Origin of the sequence: Micromonospora sp. H61 (genome assembly GCF_018070325.1) — a bacterium.
Lineage (GTDB): Bacteria > Actinomycetota > Actinomycetes > Mycobacteriales > Micromonosporaceae > Micromonospora > Micromonospora salmantinae.
This window is the reverse complement of record NZ_JAGPXY010000260.1, coordinates 1-416: the sequence shown is the minus strand read 5'-3', so window position 1 is coordinate 416 and position 416 is coordinate 1. Positions and strand designations below refer to the sequence as shown.

Here is a 416-nt window from a genome sequence, read left to right as displayed (position 1 = left end):
CTCTCGGCCCGTGACCCGCTGGCCCCGCCCGGTCCGTTCGACAAACTCCAACTCGCGCTGGTGGTCAGTGCGTTGGCCATCGACGTGCTGGTGCTGGCGGAGATCACCGGGCGCATCACCGACGAGTACGGCGGTACGCCCAACCGGGCGGCAGCGCTCGGCGAGAACGTGATCCTGCTGGTCAACCTCGCGTGGTCGGCGTGGCTGCTGCTGTCCTTCATCCGTCGGCGCACACCGTTCGCGACGCTCGAACGGTGGCAGACCGGCTACCTGCCCGTGTACGCCGCGTGGGCCTGGATCGTGGTCCTCGTCTTCCCGCCGCTGTTCAGCTTCGCCTAGGCGGTCAATTCCTCACGGCTCCACCGTGCGCTCGGCTGGCCCGCGATGTCGATCTGCCGAGGAGCGGTATACCTCGG

At 68.5% G+C, this 416-nt stretch carries 1 pseudogene; it reads left to right on the top strand.

The annotated features are described in order from the left end of the window. Window positions 1–339: pseudogene (locus KBX08_RS33490) on the top strand (hypothetical protein); the annotation flags it as partial. Between the last annotated feature and the right edge of the window lie 77 nt (window positions 340–416).